Annotated in this window: 21 protein-coding genes; 14 read left to right on the forward strand and 7 right to left on the reverse strand. The window is 70.1% G+C overall.

Going from position 1 to position 22,958, the window contains the following annotated elements:
• Positions 1-2: 2 nt before the first annotated feature.
• Positions 3-971 (reverse strand): AraC family transcriptional regulator, encoded by a 969-nt coding sequence (locus OXR63_RS05400; RefSeq protein ID WP_267420614.1) that lies wholly within the window; start codon positions 969-971, stop codon positions 3-5.
• Positions 972-1,093: 122 nt separating this feature from the next.
• Between OXR63_RS05400 and OXR63_RS05405 the strand changes: the two genes are divergently transcribed.
• Positions 1,094-1,552, forward strand: coding sequence for a MarR family winged helix-turn-helix transcriptional regulator (locus OXR63_RS05405; RefSeq protein WP_267420615.1), 459 nt, complete (start codon positions 1,094-1,096; stop codon positions 1,550-1,552).
• 158 nt (positions 1,553-1,710) lie between these two features.
• Positions 1,711-1,860: a hypothetical protein gene (locus OXR63_RS05410; RefSeq protein WP_267420616.1), complete on the forward strand. Its 150-nt coding sequence runs from the start codon at positions 1,711-1,713 to the stop codon at positions 1,858-1,860.
• Between the two features lie 275 nt (positions 1,861-2,135).
• Here OXR63_RS05410 and OXR63_RS05415 read toward each other — a convergent pair whose 3' ends face one another.
• Positions 2,136-3,149, reverse strand: a complete 1,014-nt coding sequence (locus tag OXR63_RS05415) for a LacI family DNA-binding transcriptional regulator (protein ID WP_267420664.1) — start codon at positions 3,147-3,149, stop codon at positions 2,136-2,138.
• A 230-nt stretch (positions 3,150-3,379) separates the two neighbouring features.
• On the opposite strand from OXR63_RS05415, the gene OXR63_RS05420 reads away from it, so the two are divergent.
• The 6 genes from OXR63_RS05420 (at position 3,380) to OXR63_RS05445 (ending at position 9,465) form a co-directional block, all read left to right on the forward strand.
• Entirely contained in the window at positions 3,380-4,609 is a 1,230-nt protein-coding gene (locus OXR63_RS05420; protein ID WP_267420617.1) for a sugar ABC transporter substrate-binding protein, read from the forward strand.
• Positions 4,610-4,820: 211 nt separating this feature from the next.
• Positions 4,821-5,693 carry a carbohydrate ABC transporter permease gene (locus OXR63_RS05425; RefSeq protein ID WP_374116071.1) on the forward strand — a complete coding sequence of 291 codons (873 nt, stop codon included), beginning with the start codon at positions 4,821-4,823 and terminating at the stop codon, positions 5,691-5,693.
• The gene (locus tag OXR63_RS05430; protein ID WP_267420619.1) at positions 5,690-6,577 is read left to right on the forward strand and encodes a carbohydrate ABC transporter permease; all 888 of its coding nucleotides are present in this window, start codon (positions 5,690-5,692) and stop codon (positions 6,575-6,577) included. Before OXR63_RS05425 ends, OXR63_RS05430 begins: the two co-directional genes overlap by 4 nt.
• 50 nt (positions 6,578-6,627) lie before the next feature.
• On the forward strand, positions 6,628-7,431 hold the full coding sequence (locus OXR63_RS05435; protein WP_267420621.1) for a ThuA domain-containing protein: 804 nt from the start codon (positions 6,628-6,630) through the stop codon (positions 7,429-7,431).
• A complete protein-coding gene (locus OXR63_RS05440; protein ID WP_267420622.1) occupies positions 7,428-8,531 on the forward strand; it encodes a Gfo/Idh/MocA family protein in 1,104 nt (367 codons plus the stop codon). The genes OXR63_RS05435 and OXR63_RS05440 overlap by 4 nt, the downstream gene beginning before the upstream one ends.
• Positions 8,532-8,670: 139 nt before the next feature.
• The gene (locus OXR63_RS05445) at positions 8,671-9,465 is read left to right on the forward strand and encodes an SDR family NAD(P)-dependent oxidoreductase (protein WP_267420623.1); all 795 of its coding nucleotides are present in this window, start codon (positions 8,671-8,673) and stop codon (positions 9,463-9,465) included.
• A gap of 422 nt (positions 9,466-9,887) precedes the next feature.
• On the opposite strand, the gene OXR63_RS05450 is transcribed toward OXR63_RS05445, so the two are convergent.
• Positions 9,888-10,367, reverse strand: a complete 480-nt coding sequence (locus OXR63_RS05450; RefSeq protein ID WP_267420625.1) for a MarR family winged helix-turn-helix transcriptional regulator — start codon at positions 10,365-10,367, stop codon at positions 9,888-9,890.
• A gap of 164 nt (positions 10,368-10,531) precedes the next feature.
• On the opposite strand from OXR63_RS05450, the gene OXR63_RS05455 reads away from it, so the two are divergent.
• Both OXR63_RS05455 and OXR63_RS05460 read left to right on the forward strand, forming a co-directional pair.
• The gene (locus OXR63_RS05455) at positions 10,532-12,685 is read left to right on the forward strand and encodes an MDR family MFS transporter (RefSeq protein WP_267420626.1); all 2,154 of its coding nucleotides are present in this window, start codon (positions 10,532-10,534) and stop codon (positions 12,683-12,685) included.
• Between the two features lie 62 nt (positions 12,686-12,747).
• On the forward strand, positions 12,748-13,338 hold the full coding sequence (locus tag OXR63_RS05460; RefSeq protein WP_267420628.1) for a TetR/AcrR family transcriptional regulator: 591 nt from the start codon (positions 12,748-12,750) through the stop codon (positions 13,336-13,338).
• Between the two features lie 51 nt (positions 13,339-13,389).
• Here the strand turns inward: OXR63_RS05460 and OXR63_RS05465 are convergent, their stop codons facing one another.
• From OXR63_RS05465 to OXR63_RS05480, 4 genes are read right to left on the reverse strand one after another with little or no spacing between them, the layout of a single operon-like run.
• Positions 13,390-15,156 (reverse strand): DUF5605 domain-containing protein, encoded by a 1,767-nt coding sequence (locus OXR63_RS05465; protein ID WP_267420630.1) that lies wholly within the window; start codon positions 15,154-15,156, stop codon positions 13,390-13,392.
• A gap of 2 nt (positions 15,157-15,158) precedes the next feature.
• Entirely contained in the window at positions 15,159-16,076 is a 918-nt protein-coding gene (locus tag OXR63_RS05470) for a carbohydrate ABC transporter permease (RefSeq protein ID WP_267420631.1), read from the reverse strand.
• Entirely contained in the window at positions 16,073-17,014 is a 942-nt protein-coding gene (locus tag OXR63_RS05475) for a carbohydrate ABC transporter permease (protein WP_267420632.1), read from the reverse strand. Before OXR63_RS05475 ends, OXR63_RS05470 begins: the two co-directional genes overlap by 4 nt.
• Before the next feature lies 1 nt (position 17,015).
• Positions 17,016-18,296, reverse strand: a complete 1,281-nt coding sequence (locus OXR63_RS05480; RefSeq protein ID WP_267420633.1) for an ABC transporter substrate-binding protein — start codon at positions 18,294-18,296, stop codon at positions 17,016-17,018.
• Positions 18,297-18,502: 206 nt separating this feature from the next.
• On the opposite strand from OXR63_RS05480, the gene OXR63_RS05485 reads away from it, so the two are divergent.
• From OXR63_RS05485 to OXR63_RS05500, 4 genes are all read left to right on the forward strand, one after another.
• Positions 18,503-19,543 carry a LacI family DNA-binding transcriptional regulator gene (locus OXR63_RS05485; protein ID WP_267420635.1) on the forward strand — a complete coding sequence of 347 codons (1,041 nt, stop codon included), beginning with the start codon at positions 18,503-18,505 and terminating at the stop codon, positions 19,541-19,543.
• Between the two features lie 207 nt (positions 19,544-19,750).
• Positions 19,751-21,157 (forward strand): sensor histidine kinase, encoded by a 1,407-nt coding sequence (locus tag OXR63_RS05490; RefSeq protein ID WP_267420637.1) that lies wholly within the window; start codon positions 19,751-19,753, stop codon positions 21,155-21,157.
• Positions 21,151-21,780 (forward strand): response regulator, encoded by a 630-nt coding sequence (locus OXR63_RS05495; RefSeq protein WP_267420639.1) that lies wholly within the window; start codon positions 21,151-21,153, stop codon positions 21,778-21,780. The genes OXR63_RS05490 and OXR63_RS05495 overlap by 7 nt, the downstream gene beginning before the upstream one ends.
• Positions 21,781-21,876: 96 nt before the next feature.
• Entirely contained in the window at positions 21,877-22,809 is a 933-nt protein-coding gene (locus OXR63_RS05500) for a hypothetical protein (RefSeq protein ID WP_267420640.1), read from the forward strand.
• The last annotated feature ends 149 nt before the right edge of the window (positions 22,810-22,958 follow it).

Here is a 22,958-nt window from a genome sequence, read left to right on the forward strand (position 1 = left end):
GATCAGCGGCGCAGCGTCTGCTTCGGGTACTCGCCGAACCGCTCGTAGTACGCGGCCGAGAAGCGGCCGAGGTGCGCGAAGCCCCAGCGCCGAGCGACGTCGCCGACGGTCACGGACTGCGGGTCCTGCTGGAGCAGGTCGTCGCGGACGCGCTCGAGCCGGACCTCGCGCAGGTAGGTCAGGGGCGAGACGCCGAGCACCCGCGCGAAGGACTCCTGCACGCTCCGCACGCTCAGCTCCCCGACGGTGGCCAGGTCACCGACCGTGACGGGCTCGCGGACGTGGGCGTGCACGTGCTCGACCATCGCGCGCAGTCGTGCGTTCCTCGGCAGCGACAGCTCAGCGGGCAGGGCCTCCGAACGCGGCGGGTACAGCCCGAGGAAGGCCTCGGCCGCCGCACGCTTGGCGTCGCCCCAGGCCCGGGACTCGACGCCGTCACGGAGCGCTCGCGACAGGCTGACGAGCGCGTCGCCCCACCGGCCGAGCGCGCTGGCGTCGGGCGCGCGGTGGTGGTCGAAGCGCAGGGGCGACTCACCGACGTCGTAGTGGTCGACGGCGACGTCGTGGACCATCGCGCGGGACAGGTGGACCAGGCGCTGGTCGGAGTCGCTGCCGATCACCACGAAGGGCTGCTCGGTCGGGTAGAGCGTCGGGACGTCACGGCGGGACTCCACGCGTTCCCCGTCGAGGTCGACGACCACGGACCCGGCCGTCACCCACTGCACGACGTAGTCGTCACCCGGGTCGACGACGCCACGGACGAACCCCTGCACCCGCGAGCGGCGGATCGTCACCTCGCCGTCGCCGATGGCCGTGTACCGGTAGGAGTAGTCGGCACCGGTGCGGCGCGAGGTCCACTGACGACCCGCGCCGACGGCGGTGAGGTCACGGACGGCCGACTCGGGGTCACGCCCGGTGACCTCGATCCGGACCGACGCCACGGGTGCGTCGTCGTTCTGGAGACCGGGCATCAGCGCACCGCCCGCCACGCCGGGGTGGTGCCTGTGACGTTCTCCTCGCTATCTGGATACGCTGTTGCCCGGACCTGGGCGTAACGTGACGCGCAGCCGAGACGCACGGAGGAGGCGACCGGGTGACGGCCAGCGACCTGGAGCTCGACCTCGACGCCGCGCTCACGCGCCTCGACGCCTCGATGGCGGCCCTGCGCACCCGCCTGCGCGAGCACCTGGGCATCGCGGGGGTCGACCTGACCGTCGTGCAGTTCGTGTCGCGCGCCGAGTCCGGGGGACGCCCCGTGCGCGTGAAGGACCTGTCCGCGCACCTCGGCATCACCGGGCCGGCGGTCACGAGTGCCGTCGACCGACTGGAGCGGTCGGGTCACCTGCTGCGACGGCCCAACCCCGACGACGGCCGCAGCCGCCTGATCGCGCTCACGGACACCAGCCGCAGGCAGTACCACGCCGCGATGGACAGCACGAACGAGCACCTGCACGAGCTGATGTCCTCCTTCTCCGATCGCGACAAGGCTCGTTTCGTCCGCATCATCGACCGTGTGGTCACAGCTCTGGACGGCGGCGCCCCGAGCCCCTGAACGGCAGATTAGAGGCGGTCGGACCACCCGCCGGGTTCATTGTCCGCGGAGCGCAGTTGGGTAAGTGTTCTACCTAATTGGCGAACCCGCACCGCCCGTCCGTCGTACGTTCGGACCGGTTGGGGAACTTCGAGGACAGATTGAGAACGGAGGGCGTCATGAGCAACTACGACACCGAGCCGGGCATCGACCCGATCCGCATCACCACCTTCCGGAGGATGCGACGCAAGTGGAAGTTCGGCGAGCAGCCGACCGAGGACCAGACGGTCTTCGACGACCTGTTCACCGACACGGCGCGCCAGCGCTGACGCACCACACACGAGAGCGGCGCGACGTCCCCCGAAGACGTCGCGCCGCTCTCGTGCGTGGTGGGTCGATCCCCGCGGAGGAGGTCGAATCGCCAGCGCGACCCGCGCCCGCGCAACCCCGCGTTGCAAGTCGGATCGCGCGTCGGAGGTCAGACGTGCGGGCCACCTACGCGCGATCCCACTTCCCATCGCGGGTGTGATGGGAACGAACGCGCGTTGGCGGTCGGAACGCGTGTCGAGTGGGACCACGCGTCGCGGGTGGGATCGTGCGCGCGTCAGGCGGAGCGCGGCGCCGCGGCGGTGGACTCCGCGGGACGGAGGACGCACGGCAGCAGGAAGTGCGGGAGCTCCGCCGAGGTGCCGTCGAGCTGCTCGATGAGCGCGTCGGCGGCCCGGGTGCCGAGCTCCCGGCCGGGCGCGACCATCGTGGAGAGCCGCGGGTAGTGCTGGTCCCCCGCGGCACCGGACGACGCGATGCTCAGCACGGAGACGTCCTCGGGGATGCGTCGTCCGGCGGCGTACAGCCCGACCAGCAGCCCGGCGGAGGAGTCGTCCTTCATGATGAGCACCGCGGTGACGTCGGGTGCGGCCTCGAGGAGTTCGCGGGCGGCCTCGCGTCCTCCCTCGCTTCCGCTCTCCGAGTACACGACGGTCCCGGTGAGGCCGCGGTCGGCGACCGAGCGCTCGAAGGTGGCCTCGACGCGGAGGTGCGGCGCGTAGCCCTCCATCGGGGTGCCGGTGAGGTCCTCGAGCACGAGCCCGAAGTGCCGGTGTCCGAGCGCCTCGAGGTGGTCGAGGCTGTCCTCGATCGTCGTCTCGAAGTCGATGTCGACGTACGGCAGCCCGCTGCTGTCGCGGGTCCGGCCGATCAGCGTGAACGGCACGTCGAGCTCGGAGAGCTTGACGACCCGGGGGTCGTCCATGCGGACCTCCATGAGCACCACGCCGTCGACGAGCCCGCCCGAGACGAGGTCGTCGAGGTCGTCACCGGCGGGGTCGACGGGCCAGAGCACCAGGTGGTAACCGCGCTCGGACGCCCGCTCGGCCGCGGCCATGAAGAACTCCGACGTGGTGGGGCTGAACCGGTTGCCGGTCGTCGGGAACAGCAGCGCGATGATCCGGGTGCGGCGCGACGCGAGCGCCCGGGCGACGACGTTGTTCCGGAACTTCAGGTCGCGCATCGCCGCCTTGACCCGCGCGGTGGTGGCGGGCGTGACGTACTTCGTGCCGTTGACCACGAAGGAGACGGTGGCGATGGAGACGCCGGCGCGGTCGGCGACCTGCTGCATCGTGGCCAAGGCGGATCCTGCTCTCGGGTCGTGGTCTGGTCCAGGCCGAGGTCGTACCGACGTCGAACTGAGACGTTCCCAGCTTAGCGGGACGATTTCCGGTGAAGCGCTTTACAGGCAAAGCGCTTATCTGTTAGCTTCTCGCCTCAAGAAGACCCGCGACGACGACGTCCCGAGCGTCGGCGACGCGTGCCTGACCCCAAGCACCCGTCAACGAGAAGAGCTATGCAATGAAGCCCAGCCTCCCCTCCACGTCACGCAGGATCCGTGCCCTCGTCGGCGCCGTCGCGGTGGTCGCCGCGATCCCCCTCGTCCTCACCGGATGCTCCGGCAGCGGTGCCGCGTCCTCCGGTGGCAAGACCCTCACGATCGAGGACTACTACGCCGCCAACTACAACCCGATCTACAAGCAGTGCGCCAAGACGGTGGACGCGAAGCTCACCATCAACCACGTCGCCGGCGCCGGCCTGATCGCGAAGGTGCTGCAGCAGGCATCGTCCCGGTCGCTGCCCGACGTGCTCATGCTCGACAACCCCGACGTCCAGCAGATCGCCGCCTCCGGTGCCCTGTCCGACCTCGGCGACTACGGCCTCGACGCCAGCGGCGACGTGCCCGGCGTCAAGGCGGCGAACACCTACAAGGGCAAGCTCTACGGGCTGCAGCCGGCGACGAACTCGATCGCGCTGTACTACAACAAGAAGCTCCTCGCCGATGCCGGCGTCCAGCCGCCCAAGACGTGGGACGAGCTGCAGGCGGCCGCGAAGAAGCTCACGAAGGGGTCGACCTACGGCTTCGCGATGAGCAACATCAACACCTACGAGGGCACCTGGCAGTTCCTGCCGATGTTCTGGTCCAACGGCGGGGACGAGAAGGACATCGCCACCCCGGAGGCCGCGCAGGCCCTGCAGTTCGTCGAGGGCCTGCAGAACGACGGCTCGATGTCGAAGAGCTCGATCAACTGGGCGCAGGCCGACGTGAACAGCCAGTTCATCGCCGGCAAGGCCGCCATGATGATCAACGGCCCGTGGCAGCTCCCCACGCTGAACGCCGCGAAGAACCTCCAGTTCGACAGCGTCCCGATCCCGACCCGCACCGGGGAAGCGACCGTCGCACCGCTCGGTGGCGAGGCCTTCACCGTCCCGCAGACGGGCAACAAGGACACCATGACGCTCGCCGGCAAGTTCGTCGGCTGCCTCAACTCCGTGAAGATGCAGAAGGTCATCGCCGGCGCGACCGGCAACGTCCCGACCAACATCGAGGCCGGCACCGCCTGGGCCACGGACCACCCCCAGGTCGCCTCCTTCGTCACCACGGTGAAGACCGCTCGTGCCCGCACGGGTGAGCTCGGACCCGACTGGCCCAAGGCCGCGACGAAGATCTACACCGCCGTCCAGCTCGCCCTCACCGGCAAGGCCGACCCCGAGGCAGCGCTCAAGCAGGCGCAGTCGCAGAGCCAGTAGCGCGGACGGGGGTCGGCCGTCCGGTCGACCCCCGCCGCGGGGAGCCGGTCGTCCGGCCGGCTCCCCGCCCGGTGGTGAACGCGGGAGCCGGTCGTCCGGTCGACTCCCCCGATGGTGAACGAGAGGAACCGGCGTGAGCGCCTCAACACAGACCCGACCACGGACCCAGGTGCCCGTGGTCCCCCAACGACCCGGCCAGCGCCGAGCGCGCATGCGGGCCGGCATGACCCGGTGGCTCTTCGTGGTCCCGGCAGCCGTGTTCGTCGCGGTGTTCTTCGGCTACCCCGTGGCCAAGAACATCGTGATGTCCTTCCAGGACTACACGACGAAGACCTTCTTCACGGGCGAGGCCCCCTGGGTCGGCCTGAGCAACTACATCGCGGTCTTCCAGAGCTCGGTGTTCGCGACGAGTGTCGTGAACACCGCCCTCTTCACGGCCGGCTCGATCATCCTGCAGTTCGTCATCGGGCTGAGCCTGGCGCTGTTCTTCCGTCGCCACTTCCCGCTGTCGGGCTTCCTCCGTGGCCTGCTGCTGCTGCCGTGGCTGCTCCCCCTCATCGCCTCGAGCGCGGTGTGGAAGTGGCTCCTCGACCAGGACAGCGGTGCGCTGAACCAGCTCCTCGGCATGGTCGGGATCGCCCCGGTGCCGTGGCTCGTCAGCCCGAGCCTGGCGCTCCTCGCCGTGATCGGCGTGAACGTGTGGCTCGGCATCCCGTTCAACACGACCATCCTCTACAGCGGGCTGCAGTCCGTCCCGCCGGAGCTCTACGAGGCCGCGTCGCTCGACGGCGCCACGGGCATCAAGGCGTTCCGGTACATCACCTGGCCGAGCATCCGTTCGGTGGTGAGCGTCGTGATCGTCCTCGGGGTGGTCTACACGTTGAAGGTCGTGGACATCATCCTCGGCCTCACCGGGGGCGGGCCAGCGAACTCGACCCAGACGCTGGCGACCAACGCCTACCACCAGTCCTTCATCAACTTCCAGTTCGGCATCGGAGCCGCGGTCAGCAACGTGTTGATCGTCGTCTCGTTCGTCTTCGCGATGGTCTACATCGCGATCTCCCGGAAGGCGGTCGACGAATGAGCGTCGGACTCGTGAACCAGACCGTCACCGCGACCCGCGCGATCACCACCAGGCGGAGCGCCAAGGCCCCGCGTCCGCGTGGCAAGCGGGGGATCCCGCTGACGATCCTCGGCATCGTGTTCCTCGCGATCATGGTGTTCCCCGTCTACTGGATGGTGAACACCAGCTTCCAGGCGACCTCGGGTGCGGCCACGGCGACGTGGTTCCCCCTGGCGCCGACGCTCGCCGGGTACCGCGCGGCACTCGAGCAGCAGGGCCAGAACTTCGTGTCGAGCATGGTGATCAGCCTCGGGACCGTCGTCCTGACGCTGGTCGTCGCCACCCCGGCGGCGTACGGCCTCGCCCGGTTCCGGATGCGCGGCACACGGGTGTTCCTGCTCGTGCTGCTCATCACGCAGATGATCCCGGCGATCGTCATCGCCAACGCCCTGTACACGCTGTTCAACAACGTGGGGCTCCTGAACAGCTACATCGGCCTGATCCTCGCCGACAGCGCCGTGCAGGTGCCGTTCGCCATCCTGCTGATGCGCGCCTTCATGGAGTCGATCCCGCCGAGCCTGGTCGAGGCCGCGCTGGTCGACGGGGCGAGCGACTTCCGGGCGTTCGTGTCGATCGTCGTCCCGATCAGCCGGAACGCCATCGTCACCGCGGCGCTGTTCACGTTCCTCGGGGCCTGGGGCGACTTCCTCATCGCCCTCACGCTGACCTCGACGACCGCCGTCCGCCCGATCACGCTCGGCATCTACAACTACATCGGGTCCAACGTCACCGACTGGGGGCCCGTGATGGCGACGAGCGTGCTGGCGTCCCTGCCGGCCGCCGTGCTGCTGATCTTCGCGCAGCGGTACATCTCCGCCGGCGCCCTCGGCGGAGCCGTCAAGTGACCCACACATCCGAACGACACCACCCCGATCAGGGAAGAAGAACCAACGACATGAGCGACACGACCACCACCCCGCTCCGCATCACCGTCTGGGGCGAGAACGTCCACGAGCAGGTCGAACAGCACGTCGCCGAGCGGTACCCCGAGGGCATGCACGGCGCGATCGCCGACGGCATCCGCGAGAACCTGCCCGACGCCGTCGTCCGCACCGCGACCATGCAGGAGCCCGAGCACGGCCTGACCGACGAGGTCCTCGCCCAGACCGACGTCCTCACCTGGTGGGGCCACGCCGCGCACCAGGACGTCGACGACGCCGTGGTCGACCGCGTGCACAAGCACGTGCTGTCCGGCATGGGCCTGATCGTCCTGCACTCGGGCCACTGGTCGAAGATCTTCGGCAAGCTGATGGGCACCACCTGCACGCTCCGGTGGCGCAGCGAGCACGACCAGGAACTCGTCTGGACCGTGAACCCGCAGCACCCCATCACGCGCGGCGTCCCGAACCCGATCGTCATCCCCGAGCAGGAGATGTACGGCGAGTACTTCGACGTGCCGACCCCCGACGAGCTCGTGTTCATCTCGGGCTTCACCGGCGGCGAGGTGTTCCGGAGCGGCATGACGTACCGCCGCGGTCTGGGGAAGATCTTCTACTTCTCCCCCGGTGACCAGGACTTCCCCGTGTACCACCACCCCGACGTCCGCCGCGTGATCGCGAACGCCACCGAGTGGGCACGGCCCGAGCGTGAGCGGGAGATCCCGACGCTCCGCCGCTACGACCTCGGCGAGTACTTCGACGGCCAGCACTACCGCGGCCCGTTCGACGACGCCCCCGTCGAGGAAGAGGTCCGGGCGTGACCGCGCTCCGCGTCGTGCAGGTCGGCGCCGGCGGGATGGGCCGCGCCTGGCTCAGCACCGTCGCCGCTGACCCGGACGTCGAACTCGTCGGCATCGTCGACCTGGACCTCGACGTCGCCCGCGCCGGTGCCGAACTGGCCGGCGACCCCGGGATCCCGGTCGGCACGAGCCTGACCGCCCTGGCCGCCGAGACCGGAGCGGAGGCCGTGCTCGACATCACGGTGCCCGTCGCCCACCACCCGATCACGCTCGAGGCCCTGCACGCCGGCCTCCCCGTGCTCGGCGAGAAGCCCGCGGCGCAGACCGTCGCCGAGGCGCTCTCCCTGGCCGCGGCGGCCGAGGCCACCGGCGAGCTGTTCATGGTGTCGCAGTCGCGGCGCTACAACGACCAGCTCGTCGCCTTCCGGCAGCACGTCCGCGACCTCGGCGACCTCGGCACGCTGAGCACCCGGTTCGCGAAGGCCCCGCACTTCGGCGGCTTCCGCGAGGAGATGGACGACGTCCTGCTCCTCGACATGGCCATCCACCCGTTCGACTCGGCCCGCTACGTGCTCGAACGCGACCCGGTGTCGGTCTACTGCGAGTCGTACAACCCCTCGTGGTCCTGGTACCGCGGCGACGCGGCGGCCGTGGCGGTCTTCACGTTCGAGGGCGACGTCCGCTACGTCTACGACGGCTCCTGGTGCGCACCCGGAGCCGAGACGTCCTGGAACGGCGACTGGCGGGCCTCTGGCGCGGATGGCACCGCGCTGTGGGACGGCGACCACGACCCGTCGAGCGACCGCGACGGCACGCCCGGCTCCCCCGAGGCCGCACCCGGCGTCGGCACCGAGATCGGCGGTGCGCTGACGTCCTTCGTCCGCGCACTCCGCACCGGGGTCACCCCGGACGGCGAGGTGCACACGAACATCATGAGCCTCGCGATGGTCGAGGCCGCGATCCGCTCCACCCGGACCGGCACCCGCGTCGTCATCGACGAGGTGCTCGAGCAGGCGCACGCCGACGCGCTGGCGGCGGAGCGGCACGACGCGGTGCGCGAGCGCCTCGCGGCGTGGGGGTCCGTCCGGAGCGCGCTGACGAGCGCGGTGGCCGCCGGCTGATCCGGCACCGCTTGCTCGGTCAGCACAGGACGGACGGGAGGCTCCCCACCAGCTGGTGGGGAGCCTCCCGTCCGTCACGGGTGCGGCAGGGCGGACGACGCGGGACGATGGAGGTCCACCCACGAATCAAGGAGCTCCCGTGCAGATCGACCTCGGCGGTCAGACCGCCCTCGTGACCGGATCCGCCCAGGGCATCGGCCTGGCGATCGCCACCGGACTCGCGGCGGCTGGTGCCTCCGTCGTGGTGAACGGCCGGTCGGAGGAGAGCACCGCGCGGGGCGTCGACGCCGTCCGCGAGGCCGTGCCGGACGCGTCGGTGCGCGGGGTTGCGGCTGACCTGGCGACGGACGAGGGTGCGGCGACGCTGTTCGCGGCGCTGCCCCAGGTCGACGTGCTCGTCAACAACCTCGGGGTGTTCGGCAGCGCCGACGCGCTGAGCATCGAGGACGACGAGTGGCGACGGTACTTCGAGGTGAACGTCATGGTCGGCGTGCGGCTGACGCGGCAGTACCTGCCCGGGATGACCTCGGCCGGCTGGGGTCGCGTGCTGTTCATCGGCAGCGACTCGGCCGTCGTCACCCCGGCGGAGATGATCCACTACGGCATGACGAAGACGGCGCTGCTCGGGGTGTCCCGCGGGTTCGCGAAGGCGGCGGCCGGCACCGGGGTCACGGTGAACAACGTCCTCGCGGGGCCGACGCACACGGGTGGCGTCGAGACCTTCGTGCGGGAGCTCGTCGGGGACGACCTGCCGTGGGACGAGGCGCAGCGGGAGTTCATGAAGAAGCACCGGCCGCAGTCGCTGCTGCAGCGGTTGATCGAGCCGTCGGAGATCGCGAACATGGTGGTGTACCTGGCGTCGCCGCTGGCCTCGGCCACGACAGGGGCTGCGGTGCGGGTGGACGGCGGGTACATCGACGCGATCCTGCCGTAGGGGGGCGCGTGGGCGCGGGCCTGGCTGGTTCGGGCCTGGCTGGTTCGGGCTTGGGCGTCCGCGAGACACCGGCGTCTCGGGGTCGGCGTGCGCGAGACACCGGCGTCTCGACGAGACACCGCGAAGTCGTCGAGACGCCGCGGAAAACCGCGGCGTCTCGGCAGGTCGGAGGCGTCTCGCGCAGACAGGGGTGTCTCACGCCGCGAGAACACCTCGAGACGCCGGCGTCTCGCGCCGACAGGGGTGTCTCGCGCTGGTGCCCGCATGCGAGTTCGGCGCCGAGCTTCGGCGTCCGCGAGACACCGGCGTCTCGATGAGACGCCGCCAAGTCGTCGAGACGCCGCGGAAAACGGCGGCGTCTCGGCAGGTCGGAGGTGTCTGACGCAGACAGGGGTGTCCCGCGCAGACAGGGAGGGACGGCGTCAGCGCGAGCGGACCGCGGCGCCGAGGACCTTGTCAGCGCGGTCGTTCAAGCGCCCGAGCAGCACCGACAGCGCCCGCAGGTCGTCGTCCGGGAACACCTCGATGACCTCGTCGAAGACCTCGTCCCCGTGCGCATCGAGCACGTCGAGCAGGCGCTGCCCGGCGGGAGCGACCTCGAGCAGGCTCGCGCGACCGTCCTCAGGGTCGGTCGTGCTGCGCAGATGACCGGCCGCGATGAGTGAGCTCACGCGACGACTCACCACGGGTCGCGACAGCCCGGTCAGCTCGGCGACGACGGTCGAGCGCACCGGCCCGAGGCGTTCGACCGCGCGCAGGATCACCCGCGCCGTCGCGTCGAGCCCACCCCGGTCCTCGATGAGCACCGAGCGCAGCGCCTGCCGCACCCACAGCCGGTCGAGCTGCTGACGGAGCGCGCGCTCGGAGTCGCCTCGTGTGGCGGCTGCCTGGTCATCGGTCACGTGCCCAGCCTACGGCGCACATTTAGTTGCTTGCTGGAAGCATCTAGTGTAAGTTTGCACTCGCTGCAAGGTCGAGAACGGTGCCGGCGCCCACCCAACGGGTCCGCGCGACGGTGCGTCCGGTCTCCCGAGCAGCCGCCCCAACGATCGAACCGAAGGAACCCATGTCAACCGCCACCGCACCCGTCCAGGTGCAACGCGGACGTCGCGACGCCTCCGCAGCCGGCACCCCCGGCTCCGGTCAGCCGCTCATGACGCACCGCCAGATCCTGCTCGTCATCTACGGCCTGATGGCCGGCATGTTCCTGTCCTCGCTCGGCCAGACCGTGTTCGGCACCGCCATCCGCACCATCGGCGACGACCTGCACGGACTCGATCAGCAGGCCTGGGTCACGACGGCGTACCTGATCACGTCGACCATCGCGACGCCGATCTACGGCAAGCTCTCCGACATCTTCGGCCGCCGTCCGCTCTACATCTTCGGCATCGTGGTCTTCATCCTCGGCGCCGTGCTGTCCTCGATGTCCACGTCGATGCTCATGCTCGCCGGCTTCCGCGCCGTGCAGGGCATCGGTGCCGGTGCGCTGATGTCGCTGCCGCTCGCGATCATGGGCGACATCCTCGCCCCGCGTGAGCGCGCCAAGTACCAGGGCTACTTCCTCGCCGTGTTCGGCATCTCGAGCGTCATCGGCCCGCTCATCGGCGGACTGCTCGCCGGCACGAGCGAGATCCTGTTCATCACCGGCTGGCGCTGGGTGCTCCTGATCAACGTGCCGATCGGCATCGCCGCGCTCCTCATGGTCATCGTCTTCCTGCACCTGCCGAAGGTGCACGACGCGAGCGCCAAGCCGCGCGTCGACTGGTGGGGTGCCACCGCGGTCATCGTCACGCTCGTGCCGCTGCTGCTCGTCGCCGAGCAGGGCCGCATCTGGGGCTGGGGTTCCGCTGCCGCCATCGCCTGCTACGTGATCGGCGTCGTCGGTCTTGTCGCCCTGCTCGTCATCGAGTCGAAGATGGGCGACGCGGCGATCATCCCGCTGAAGCTCTTCCGCTCCGGCACGTTCTCGATGGCCACGGTCATCGGGTTCCTGGTCGGGTTCGCGATGTTCGGCGCGATGCTCACCATCCCGCTGTACCTGCAGATCGTCGTCGGGCTCAGCCCCACCGAGTCCGGCTTCGCCACGCTGCCCCTGGTGGGTGGCCTGATGATCGCGTCCATCACGTCCGGGCAGATCGTCGCCCGGGTGGGTCGCTACCGCATCTTCCCGGTCATCGGCACGGCCCTCGTGTCGATGGGCTACGTCGTCCTGACCTTCATGTCCATCGACAAGCCGCTCTGGTTCCTGATGATCGGCATGTTCCTCATCGGGCTCGGCCTCGGTTCCGTGATGCAGTCGCTGACCCTGGCCTCGCAGGGCTCCGTCGAGGCGAAGGACATGGGCGTCGCGACCAGCTCGGCGACCTTCTTCCGCCAGATCGGTGGCACGCTCGGCACCGCCGTGCTGCTCTCGATCCTGTTCTCGGTGATGCCGGCGAACATCCTCAGCGCCACCGCGGACAAGGGCAACCTGACGGGTGGTCTCGACGCCGCACTCAACCCGGCCGTCGCCTCCGCCCCGCGGAACGCCGGCGTGATGGACGAGATCTGGAACCCGATCGTCACTCCGCTGCGCCAGCAGGTCGAGTCCGGCCTCGCCGACGGCACCGCCGCGGCGAAGCAGGCAGCCGACCAGGCCGTCACCCAGCAGGTGACCACCGCCGTGCAGCAGCAGGTCACCGCCGGTGCCGTCCCCGCAGCCGCCGCCGCGGAGGTCATCGACCAGCAGGTCGCCGCCGCACGACCCGCAGCCGAGGCCGCTGCGCTCGAGCAGGCCGCCGACCAGGCGCACGCCACCGTGGAGAACGGTGCCCTGGCCGTCGACTGGTCGGACCCCGACCAGCGCGCGTACTACGTCGAGCAGGCCGTGCCGTCGATCGTCAAGGAGCTCAACGGCTCCGCGAAGGGCGACTCGGGTGCGTCGAGCACGAACGACACCTCGTTCCTGACCGGTGCCGACAAGGCGCTGACTCGGCCCTTCATGGCCGGGTTCAACGCCTCGTCCGTGGCGATCTACTGGGTCGGCCTCGGGGTCATCCTGCTGGCGTTCGTCCTGACCTGGTTCTTCAAGGTCCCGCCGCTGCGCCAGCGCTCGGCCCTGCAGGAACGTGCCGACATCTCCGCCGAGGCCCAACTCGAGGCCGACGCCGGTCTCGCCGCGGCCGAGGCCGGGTCCTTCACCGGTCCGATGACCGGCTCCACCCCGACCACCCGTCGGTGACCGACCGGGTCCTGCGCCGTGCCCCTTTCCCGGCGCAGGACCCTTCCACCAGGGACGAGAACGTGACCCCCACCGCACTGCCCACCGGCACGGAGCCCTGCGCCTCCCTCCGCGAGCGGAAGAAGCAGCAGACCCGCCAGGCCATCCACGACGCCGCACTCCGGCTCGTCGGTGAGCAGGGCCTCGGTGGCGTCACCGTCGAGCAGATCTGCGCCGAGGCGGACGTCTCCCCGCGGACCTTCTTCAACTACTTCCCGTCCAAGGCCGACGCGGCGCTCGGCTTCCCGCCGAACTCCGTGCCGCCGGCCGTCCGAGCGCGGTTCCTCGCCTCGGACGGCCCCCTGGTGCCCGACCTCTGCGACCTCGTCGGGCACACCGTGGCACTCCCCCAGGACCGGCACCGCGCCCGTGACCTCGTCGAGCGGCACCCCGAGGTCATGCCGACGATGCTCGACTGGATGGCCACCGTCCGCACCGCCGTCATCGAGGTCGCTGCCGAACGCACCGACCGGCAGACCGCCAGGACCGCCGTCACCCTCGTGATGGCGGCCCTCATCGAGCTGGCACAGCGCACCACCGTCGCGGACAGCGACGAGCTCGCCGCCACGCTGCGCCTCGTCGTGATCGAGATGGGCGCGCTGACGCGCACCTGACCTCGGCCCGCGCTCCGTCGAGTCACGCGCAGCGAACGGTTCAGCGTGAGGTCAGTCCTCGACGAGACGCGTCAGCCGGATCGCCATGTACTGGCGACCGGGCAGGTCGACCACGAAGCGACCGGAGACGGTGCGCGGCAGCTTCTCGATGGTCATGCCCCACGTGTCGAGGACCTCGACCTCCCACTCGATCGTCGGGTCGTGGAAGAAGCGGCGGAAGCGTGGTCGGTTGAACCCGTAGTAGTAGACGAGCTGTTGACCGGGCACACCGGCGACGGTCGCGTCCCAGTCGGAGGGCACCGGTTCGAGGACTCCGTGCGGGGAGCCCTCGACGACGTCGGTCAGGAAGCGGATCCGGTCCGGACTCGTGCCGCGCAGCGCCCCGCCCTTGGCCCACCACAGGACCTCGTCCGCGGCGAAGTAGGTCTCACCGTGACCGACGTAGCCGCCGCGGAGCGTGCCTTCCCAGAAGCGCCGGGTGAGCTCCTCCCCGGTGATGTTCCCCCAGCCCTGGTCGATGTCGCCCTCGTACGCGATCTCGTCGATCACGACGGGCTTGCCCCAGGCGCTGCGCCACTCCCCCGTCTGCTCGGCCGTCCGCACGGGATCGATGCGCTGCATGCTGACGTGGGTGATCCAGGGCCGTGACTGGTCGTACACCTGCCGGCAGTTGTGGATGGACCGGAGGTGGTCGGCGGCGTCCCAGTGCTGGATGATCGCTGCCCACCGCTCCCAGTCGGCCTCGGTCTTGTCGAACAGCAGGTCGAACTCGTTCGCGAGCGCCCACCAGACGTTCCGGAACGCACCGAGTCGGGCGACGACGTACCGGACGTACCGGTCGTCGGAGGCCGCATCCATCGTGGAGAAGCCCCAGCGGTCGTACGCGTGGAACAGGATGAGGTCCGCCTCGATGCCGAGCGCTCCGAGGTCGTCGATGCGGCGCTCGAGGCGGTCCCAGTACTCCGGGTCGAACCGCTCGAGGTCGAAGGTGCCGTCGTCGTTCCGGGCGAAGGGGTAGCGCTCCGGGTCGTTGCTGTTGAACGTGTAGGACTTCGGGAAGACGCACATCCGGATCTTCGTGAAGGGCGACCCTGCCAGAGTGTCGAGCGTCTCCTGCTGGAGCGCCTCCGGCTGGTGCGTCCAGGCGTAGCTCGTCGTCCCGATCGGCAGGTAGCGCGTGCCGTCGGCGTAGCGGAAGTGGAACCCGTCGGCGACGCGGACCGGGCCGTGGGACGGTCCGGCCGTGATGTCCATGGTCCCGGTCATCCCGTCGAGGGACCGCGCGTTGCTCGTCGTCTCCCACCGCCATTCGCCGACCGTCGGCGGCAGGAACCGGATCCGGTACTCGCCGCCCCCGGCGGCGAACCCAAGCACGTCGGCGCTCGCGCCGTCCGGTCCGAAGAACCGGGCGGTCAGTTCGACGTCGGTGAAGGGGTTGCCGTGGGACGGACCGTCGAGACGGATCTCGAGTCGTTCCCAGAGCCTCCCGTCGGTCGGGGCGGAGACCCCTGCAGACGCCTGTGGGACGTCCTGGGACTCGTGGTCGCGCGACGGCGCCGGAGGCGGACGGTGTCCCGTCGTCGGGGTACCGGGGCGTCCGATCGCCTCGAGCTCGGCGAGCACGGCCCGGCGGTCCTCGTCGGTGAGGGCCTCCTCGGTGTCCAGCACGAGGCCGAGGGGTTGTCCGTGGTACGTGTGCAGGAGTGTCGACTCCACGACGGAGGGCGCGTGCCGTCGGAGCACAGCGGCGGCGGCGTGGTCCCGGAGGACGTCGAACAGTGGGGACGTCGCGTCGAACGCGGCGGTGCCGTCGGTCATGGTCAACCCTTCACGGCACCGGCGAGGGCGCCCTGGACGAAGTAGCGCTGGAACATCAGGTAGACGATCAGGACCGGCAGGATCGACATGATGATGTAGGCGTTCAGCTGGGGGTAGTTGGACCCGTACTGGGTCTGGAAGTTCGTGATGCCGAGCGGGATCGTGAACTGGTCGGTGGTCTGCAGCAGCGTCAGTGCCATCGGGTACTCGTTCCACGTCGACACGAAGTCGAGGATGAACAACGCCGCGAGGGCCGGCTTCGCCAGCGGCAGGATGACCTGGAAGAACAGCCGCCAGTTCGACGCACCGTCGATGCGTGCGGCCTCGTCGAGGTCCTCAGGGATCGCCTTGAAGAAGCCGTAGAGGATGAACACCTGGTACGAGACACCGAACGCCAGGTACGGCAGCAGGATGCCGAGCTTGGTGTTGAGCAGGTTGAGGCTGAGCATCGTGGAGAACAGCGGTCCGAGGGCGACCTGCACGGGGATGAGCGTGCCGAGGGCGATGACGCCGAGCAGCAGTTGCTGCCACCGGAAGCGGAGGCGTGAGAGCGCGAAGGCGGCCATCGCGGACAGGAACAGCCCGAGTGGCACCTTGATCACGGCGATCACGAGGCTGTTCGCTCCGGACTGCCAGATGTTGCCGACCTGTGCTGCGTCGGTGTAGTTGCCCCAGTCCCAGGTCGTCGGGAGTGCCCACGGTGCGAGGTTCGCGACGTCGGCCTGGCTCTTCACCGAGGTGATGAACATGAAGACGAACGGGACGATCCAGATCACGGCGGCGATGACCAGCGCGATCCAGAGGCCGACGAGCCCCCAGTCGCGGTGCCGTCCGGTGGTGACGGCCGAGCTGGTCTGCGTGCGGCTGTGACCCCGGGTGGCTGTGTCGATGGCGGCCACGGGTTCGATTGCGGTGCTCATGCTTCCCTGCTCCCTCGGAAGGTCCAGACCATGTACGGGATGACGAGGATCATGCTGACGACGAACAGGACGGTGGCGATCGCGTTGCCGAGCCCGAACACGTGGTTCGAGAAGGACTGCTGGTAGGACCAGAGCGCGAGCACCTGCGTCGACTGCGCAGGTCCTCCGCCGGTGGTGCCGACGATGAGGTCGAAGACCTTCAGCGAGCTGATCATCGTCAGGACGACGACGATGATGGTCGTCGGCCGGAGTGCCGGCCAGGTCACGGCGCGGAAGATCTGGACGCGACCGGCGCCGTCCAGCTTCGCCGCCTCGACCAGTTCCTCCGGCACGTTCTGCAGGCCCGCCAGGTACAGCACCATGTTGAAGCCCGCGGTCTGCCAGACGAAGGCCACGAACACCGCGTAGAGCGCGATGTGGGAGTTGCCGAGCCAGTCCTGCGACAGCGCGTGCAGTCCGACCGCGTCGAGGACGCCGTTGACCAAGCCGGACTGGGGGTTGTAGAGCCACACCCACATGGTCGCGACGGCGATCGACGCCAGGACCGCGGGGATGTAGAACGCCGATCGGAGCAGGTTGCGTCCGAACAGCTTCCGGTTCAGACCGAGCGCGATGCCCAGCCCCAGTGCCGTCGGGACGACCAGGGACAGGACGACCCAGACGACCGTGTTCCGGAACGCCGGCCAGAAGACCGGGTCCTGCGTGAAGATGCGGACGTAGTTGTCGAACCCGACGAACGTCTTCGGGGACGTCGCGAAGCCGTCCCACGCGAAGAAGCTCATGACGACCGTCGAGGCCATCGGGTACACGAGGAAGACGACGAAGAGCGCGATCGCGGGGAGCAGGAAGGGCAGCGCAGCTCGCCACCCTGAGGGACGGCGCCCCGCACGCCGACGGGTCTCCCGTTGGCGTGCGGGGGTGACACGGACCGATGTCATGTCAGTTCCCGGAGCGGTTCTCGATGAAGGTCTGCATCTCCGAGCCGGCGGCGGCGGGCTTGATGGACCCGGTCGCGACGCCGTTCATGATGCGCCAGTACTCCGTCGTCACGTCCAGCGGGAGGGTCTGGTCGTTGTTCTGGAACTGGCCCTTGGCCTCGCTGGCCAGCGCGTTGAACGGCTCGCTGAGGCCGACCCCGTTGTCCTTCACCGGGACGCCCTCGACGACGGGGACCTGCGACCAGGCGCCGGCGTACTTCGTCTGTTCGGCCTTGCTCATCCAGAAGTCCAGGAACTTCGCGGCGGCATCGGGGTTCTTCGAGGTCTTCGAGATGTAGTTGGCCTGCTGGAGGCCGTAGATGCGGTCGGTCCCGGTCGGGAACGCGAACACTCCGAGGTCCGACGTCGGGGAGAACTTCGCCTCACCCAGGAAGCCGGCGAACCAGTCGCCCTCGAGCGCCATGGCAGCCTTCTTCTGGTAGAAGACCTGCTGGCCCTGGGCGTCACTCATGCTGACCCAGCCCGTGTTGAAGTACTTCGTCGCCCAGGTCTTCAGATCGGAGAAGGACTTCGTGACGCACTCCTCCTTGCCCCAGTCGGCTTTCAGCGCGGTCAGCTCGTCGTTGGTCTTCGCCCCGCAGTTCGTCTCGAGCAGGTTGTCGAGTAGCCGCATCACGTACCAGTTGACGTTCCCGCCGAACTCGATGGGGGTGATGCCCGCGTCGGTGAGTTTCTGCGCGGCGTCGACGAGTTCGTCGTACGTGGTGGGCGTCGACGTGATCCCCGCCTTCGCGAACAGTGCCTTGTTGTAGACGATCGCTTCGACGTTCGCGGTGTACGGCACCCCGTGGTGTCCGCCGTACTGTGTGACCGACTGCAGTGCGCTCTTCGTGAAGCGCTTGTCCCACCCGTACTTCTCGTAGTACTTCGTCAGGTCGAGGTCGACGCCCTGCTTGACGTAGGTGCCACCGAGGCCGAGGCCGGACCACTGGAAGTACACGTCCGGCATCGCCGGCGTGCCAGCCGCCTGCCGCAGTGCGGTCTTCAGCGAGTCGGTGCTCTTCTGTGTCACGTTGACCGTGATGTCCGGGTTGGCCTTCTCGAAGTCCGCGACCATCGACTTCAGTGCCTTCGCGGCCGGCCCCTGCTGCGTGGTGATCCAGTAGTTGACTGTGGTCTTGCCGCCACTGTCGGCGCTGCCTCCGGCCGAGCAGCCCGTGAGGCCGAGTGCGATCGCCGCACCGGCAGCCACCAGCGCGATCCCGAAACGTCGTTGTCTCATGTCATCTCCTTCGATGCGCGAGGAAGCCCTCGCTCGCCGCACTGTGTTATGGGTAACACATGAGCGTTACGGATAACATAGGCACGAGGTGTCGCCCCCCGCAAGGGGCTGGCGGGAATTGGTCCACCGGTTGATGGGTGGCGATCGAGAGCGGGAGCCGCATGGAACGCGGAGCGGGGTCGACCGAACCGGCACGGCGGCCGAGCATGGCGGACGTCGGACGCGCTGCGCAGGTCTCCGCGCAGACCGTCTCGCGGTTCTACACCGGCGGCTACGTCTCAGCAGAGACGAAGGGGCGGATCGAGCGAGCGGTCCGCGAACTCGGCTACCGGCACAGTCGGTTGCCCCAGATCCTCCGGGCGCAGCACACGGACACGATCGGGTTCCTCGCGATGGGCCCGCTGAACTTCGGCAACACCGGGATCCTGACCGGCATCAGCAGAGCTGCGCGCGCGGAGGGGCAGTCCCTCCTCACCGCGCAGCTCGACCTCGACCCGGACGCGCCGAGCACCCGGGGCGAGGTGCGGCGCGCACTCGGGAACTTCACCTCGATGCGCGTCGACGGCATCGTCGTCGGGACCCCGTACCTCGGTGTCGAGACGGTCCTGGAGGACATCGGCGCCTCGGTCCCGGTCGTGTCGCTGTCCGAACGCGCGACGGGCGGTGTCACGTCCGTCCACGCGGACTCCTACGGTGCCGCCCGCCTCGGGACACGCCACCTGCTCGACCTCGGGCACCGGAGGATCCTCCACCTCGCCGGTCCGGGCAACCGGAACGAGGCATCCGAGCGGGTCCGCGGCTACCGGGACGAACTCGCCGCGCACGACGTCGACGAGCTGCCGCTGCTCCACTGCGCCGAATGGGACGCGCAGTCGGGAGCCGCGGCAGCGGAAGCAGCCGATCCGGCCACGTTCACCGGTGTCCTCTCGGCGAACGACGAGATCGCGCTCGGCTTCGTCAGTGTGCTCCGGGAGCGTGGGTTCAGCGCCCCCGCCGACTTCTCCATCGTCGGGATCGACGACATGCCCGAGGCGACCTTCTTCAGCCCGCCCCTGACCACGTCCCGTCTCGACTTCGAAGCGCTCGGCGAGACCGCCTTCCGGCTCCTCCTGGACCAGATCCGAGGCACCTCAGCAGCGAGTCGGGTCCTGCCGAGCACGCTCACGGTGCGCTCGTCCACGCGCGCGCTCGACGGGCGCCCGTCAGACTCCGGGGTCGCTCCAGCGGCGGACCTCCCCGCCGGTTGAGCGCGTCGCGCCGGGGGTGGGGCTCACGGCATGGAGGCTCGGTGCCAGCTGGTGGGGAGCCTCCCGTCCGCCGTCGGTGCCGGCTGGCAAGCGGGATCGCGCGTCGATGGTCGGAAGTTCCGACCCCCAACGCGCGATTCGACCTGCCACGCGCGGATCGACCCGCAACGCGCTGATCGACCGCCCTCCCGCGGCTACGGTGACCGTGTGCACCGAGCAGCGTCGACGACCGACTCCAGCGCGTCCGACGACCGCAGCCTGCTCGTGGTCGCGCCCGACGCCCGCCGCCGCCCGGCGCGGACGACCCCGTGGGGCCGCGTCCTCGTGGGGGTCGTCCTCGTCGCCCTGCTCGGTGGCGCCGCGGTGGCCACGGTCGGGACCCTCGTGTCGCAGCGCACGGCGGAGCGCTTCGCGGTCGAGGACGCCACCGACGACACCGCCGCCGTCGCCCGTTCGGTCGTCGAACCCGCGCTCCTCGACGATCTCGCGGACCGCGACGCACCAGCCGCCCGCCGAGCAGCCGCCGCGGACGAGCTCGCCCGTGCCGTCCGGGGTGTCACCGCGGCGAGCGCCGCCGTCCGCGTGAAGCTCTGGGCGCCGGACGGCACCGTGCTGTGGTCGGACGAACCCCGGCTGGTCGGGCAGCGGTTCGCCCTGTCGGAGGACGACCTCGAGGCGCTCGAGACCGACCGGTCCGACGCCGAGGTGTCGGACCTGACCGAGCCGGAGAACCGCTACGAACGCGGTCAGGGGCGGCTGCTCGAGGCGTACCAGGCGGTGCACACCCCGTCGGGCGCACCGCTGCTGCTCGAGGTCTACTACCCGTACGACGCCGTGTTGGCCAGTGCCGCGTCGCTCCGGTCGGCGTTCGCGACGCTCGCGTTCGGGACGGTCGCGGTCGCCGTGGCGCTGCTCCTGCCCGTCGTGCTGTGGCTGCTGCTCCGGCTGCGGGCGGGCCAACGGGAGCGGGAGCGTCTGCTCGTGCGGGCGCTCGACGCGGAGACCGCCGAGCGTCGTCGTCTGGCGGCGGACCTGCACGACGGGCCCGTCCAGGACATCGCCGGGCTCGCCCTGTCGCTCGGCGCCGCGGCCCGCACCACGACCGGCTCCGGGGCGGCGGTGCTCGACGAGTCCGCGACGACGCTCCGGGCGGCGGTGTCGACGCTGCGGTCCTCGATGTCGGCGATCCAGCCGCCGGTGCCCGACCGGCAGGGACTCGTGGCGGCGCTCGACGACGCGACGGCTCGGGGTCGGGCGGCCGGTGTGCGGACGGCCGTGTCGGTGCCGTCGACGATCGACGCCTCCCCCGCCGCACTGCTCGCGACGGTGCGGTTCGTCCGCGAGTCGGTCGCGAACACGGTCCGGCACGCGGGGGCCTCGGCGGTCGAGGTCGTCGTCCGTCGGAGCGGCGAGGACCTCGTCGTGGTGGTCACCGACGACGGCGTCGGGTTCGACCCGGACGGCGTCCTGTCCACGCGGCGGAGCGGGCACCTCGGCACGACGCTGCTGCGCCAGATCGCGGAGGACGCCGGTGGTGCCCTCCGCCTGCGCACCGCGCCGGGCTCCGGTACGCGTTGGGAGCTCTCGATCCCCGCAGGAGGACGCGGATGGTGAGGGTGCTGCTCGTCGACGACCACGCCCTGGTGCGGAACGGGCTGCGTGCCGTGCTCGACACGACCGACGACTGCGAGGTCGTCGGCGAAGCAGCCACCGGTGAGGAAGCCGTCGACCTCGCCGCCGTGCTGCTGCCGGACGTCGTCGTGATGGACCTGTCGATGCCCGGCGGGGGTGGGGTGGCGGCGACGCGGACCCTGCGTGCGCGGGTGCCCGCTGCCCGGGTGCTCGTGCTGACGACGTTCGCCGACGACGAGCGGGTCCGCGCCGCCCTGGTCGCCGGTGCCACCGGGTACCTGCTCAAGGACGCGGACCCGGACGACGTCGTGCGCGGGGTCCGGGCCACGGCACGGGACGAGGCACCGATCGACCCCCGCGTCGCCCACGGCCTGCTGCCCGCCGACCCGGCACGTGCCACCGCGCCCGACCCGGCACCCGCGATGCCGCCGCGGGAGCGCGACGTGCTCGTCCGCCTGGCGCGTGGGCTGTCGAACCGGCAGATCGCGAGCGAGCTCGGCATCGCCGAACGCACCGTGAAGGTCCACGTCGGCAGTGTCTTCCGGCGCATCGGCGTCGCGGACCGCACCAGTGCGGCGCTCTGGGCGCGGGACCACGGCTGGTGACGGGGTACTAGTACCAAGGTCCGATGGTGGTGGCGTGGTGGACCGGCGACGATCGTGCCGAGGGGTCGAACCGCCCCGCAGACCAGGAGGCACACCATGGACCACACCCTCGAACCCCGCCGCACCGCGCACGGTCGCACGGCTCGCGGTCGCACGGCCCGCAGTAGCACGGCCCGCGGTCGCACCGTCGGCGTGGCCGCCGCGATCGCCGCGGTCACCGTCGCCGCCGTCGCCCTCGTCGGGGTCGCCCCCGCGCAGGCGTCCGGCAAGACCTCGACCGGCGGGGACTACGCCGTCACCGTGAACGGCACCACCACGAACCCCACCGTCGGCAAGGACTTCAAGCTCCGGGACACCGCCGTCTCCGGCACGATCGCGGTGCGCGGCCGGCACAACGGCTTCGACATCCGGGTCGCCGACCTCGGCGTGTCCGACTACACGCTGACCGGAGCCGCCGACACGCAGCGGATGGTCACCACGCCGACCGTGGTCTTCGCGTCCAAGGTGCCGTCGTTGACCGCAGCCCAGCTCGCCGGCACACGCCTGTCGTCGCTCGAGGTCCGGGACGACACCCTCGTCGCGATCTTCAGCACCGGTGCGGGCAAGTTCAAGATCCAGGCGAAGGACGGCGCCCAGGGCGGTGTCTTCCAGATGGAGACCGAGTTCGCCGCTCCCGTGACGTTCACCCACACGCTCGGCGCCGGGCTGTTCTACTTCACGAACCCGTACACGGGGAAGATCAACTTCGGGAACGGCACCCCGGCGGTCACCTCGGGCAGCGGTGCGCACCAGATGCTCCTCGGCAAGGACAGCCCGCAGGTCGCCACGAAGACGTCGCAGACCGCCACCACGACGACGTGGACCGTCCAGCCCGGTGGTCGCCTCGGCGGCGTGCTCGGCGAGGACGCGATCGAGCTGAGCGCCGGAGCGACCAACTGCACGAGCGACTGCCAGGCACAGAACCAGATCCGCGGGTCGCTCCCGGTGCCGCCGGACCCGGTGGACCCGACGCCGCTCGCGACGCGCTGACGCGCACCTGTCGGACGGGAGGCTCCGTGCCAGCTGGCACCGAGCCTCCCGTCCGTCGCGGTGCCAGCTGGGCGAGTGGAATCGCGCGTAGGGGGTCGGAAGTTCCGACCCCCTACGCGCGAATTGACTGCGTACGCGCGAAACGACCT

This window comes from Curtobacterium sp. GC_Cur_3, from assembly GCF_026544205.1.
Taxonomy (GTDB): Bacteria; Actinomycetota; Actinomycetes; order Actinomycetales; family Microbacteriaceae; genus Curtobacterium.

Excerpts from the sequence above, each read along its gene's own strand:
- OXR63_RS05485 (WP_267420635.1), top strand. The coding sequence starts at position 18,503 with ATGGCGGACGTCGGACGCGCTGCGCAGGTCTCCGCGCAGACCGTCTCG.
- OXR63_RS05430 (WP_267420619.1), top strand. The coding sequence starts at position 5,690 with ATGAGCGTCGGACTCGTGAACCAGACCGTCACCGCGACCCGCGCGATC.
- OXR63_RS05465 (WP_267420630.1), bottom strand. The coding sequence starts at position 15,156 with ATGACCGACGGCACCGCCGCGTTCGACGCGACGTCCCCACTGTTCGAC.
- OXR63_RS05425 (WP_374116071.1), top strand. The coding sequence starts at position 4,821 with ATGCGGGCCGGCATGACCCGGTGGCTCTTCGTGGTCCCGGCAGCCGTG.
- OXR63_RS05470 (WP_267420631.1), bottom strand. The coding sequence starts at position 16,076 with ATGAGCACCGCAATCGAACCCGTGGCCGCCATCGACACAGCCACCCGG.
- OXR63_RS05480 (WP_267420633.1), bottom strand. The coding sequence starts at position 18,296 with ATGAGACAACGACGTTTCGGGATCGCGCTGGTGGCTGCCGGTGCGGCG.
- OXR63_RS05455 (WP_267420626.1), top strand. The coding sequence starts at position 10,532 with ATGTCAACCGCCACCGCACCCGTCCAGGTGCAACGCGGACGTCGCGAC.
- OXR63_RS05420 (WP_267420617.1), top strand. The coding sequence starts at position 3,380 with ATGAAGCCCAGCCTCCCCTCCACGTCACGCAGGATCCGTGCCCTCGTC.
- OXR63_RS05410 (WP_267420616.1), top strand. The coding sequence starts at position 1,711 with ATGAGCAACTACGACACCGAGCCGGGCATCGACCCGATCCGCATCACC.
- OXR63_RS05500 (WP_267420640.1), top strand. The coding sequence starts at position 21,877 with ATGGACCACACCCTCGAACCCCGCCGCACCGCGCACGGTCGCACGGCT.
- OXR63_RS05475 (WP_267420632.1), bottom strand. The coding sequence starts at position 17,014 with ATGACATCGGTCCGTGTCACCCCCGCACGCCAACGGGAGACCCGTCGG.
- OXR63_RS05495 (WP_267420639.1), top strand. The coding sequence starts at position 21,151 with ATGGTGAGGGTGCTGCTCGTCGACGACCACGCCCTGGTGCGGAACGGG.
- OXR63_RS05435 (WP_267420621.1), top strand. The coding sequence starts at position 6,628 with ATGAGCGACACGACCACCACCCCGCTCCGCATCACCGTCTGGGGCGAG.
- OXR63_RS05400 (WP_267420614.1), bottom strand. The coding sequence starts at position 971 with ATGCCCGGTCTCCAGAACGACGACGCACCCGTGGCGTCGGTCCGGATC.
- OXR63_RS05415 (WP_267420664.1), bottom strand. The coding sequence starts at position 3,149 with ATGCAGCAGGTCGCCGACCGCGCCGGCGTCTCCATCGCCACCGTCTCC.